The organism is Oleiphilus sp. HI0125, assembly GCF_001635355.1.
The window spans coordinates 1-890 of the sequence record NZ_LWGF01000270.1 but is presented as its reverse complement, the minus strand read 5'-3'; the positions used below and the strand labels follow the sequence as shown (position 1 = coordinate 890).

The following is an 890-nucleotide window of genomic DNA, read 5'->3' as shown; positions in this document are numbered from 1 at the left end:
AAACCGGCCAGAGGTTTGTCATGAGCGTATGTAAATAGACCGTATTAACTGGTGGTACGGAGAATCATATACAGGAAATGTAATGAGCGAGAGCTTTGCAGATTTATTTGAAGAGAGCCTAAAAGAGATCGATATGACCCCAGGGTCGATCGTTAAAGGCGTGGTTGTAGACATCGATAGCGATTGGGTTACAGTTAACGCAGGCNTGAAATCAGAGGGCGTTATCCCTCTTTCACAGTTCGTAAACGAAGCTGGTGAAGTTGAACTAGCAGTTGGTGACACTGTTGACGTAGCACTTGATGCTGTAGAAAACGGCTTTGGCGAAACGCAACTTTCACGTGAGAAAGCGAAGCGTGCTGAAGCATGGAAAGATCTTGAGAAAGCATTCGAAGCTGAAGAGATCGTTAAAGGTATCATCAACGGTAAAGTTAAAGGCGGCTTTACTGTTGACCTTAAATCTGTTCGTGCATTCCTACCTGGTTCTCTAGTTGACGTTCGTCCAGTTCGTGACACATTGCACCTTGAAGGCAAAGAGCTTGAGTTTAAAGTTATCAAGCTTGACCAAAAGCGTAACAACGTTGTTGTTTCTCGCCGTGCAGTACTTGAAGCTGAAAATTCAGCAGAGCGTGATGCTCTTCTTGAGTCAATGGCTGAAGGTATGGAAGTTAAAGGTATCGTTAAGAACCTTACAGACTACGGTGCGTTCGTAGATCTTGGTGGTGTTGACGGTCTTCTTCACATTACAGATATGGCTTGGAAGCGCATTAAGCACCCGAGCGAGATTGTAAATGTTGGTGACGAAATCAACGTTAAAGTTCTTAAGTTCGACCGTGAGCGCAACCGTGTTTCTCTAGGTCTTAAGCAGTTGGGTGAAGATCCATGGGTATCAA

The 890-nt window shown here is 44.5% G+C and carries 1 protein-coding gene; it reads left to right on the top strand.

Annotated elements, in window-relative coordinates:
- Positions 1–82: 82 nt before the first annotated feature.
- Positions 83–890: S1 RNA-binding domain-containing protein (locus A3762_RS03885; protein ID WP_156493208.1), on the top strand; the 808-nt coding region annotated here is incomplete at its 3' end.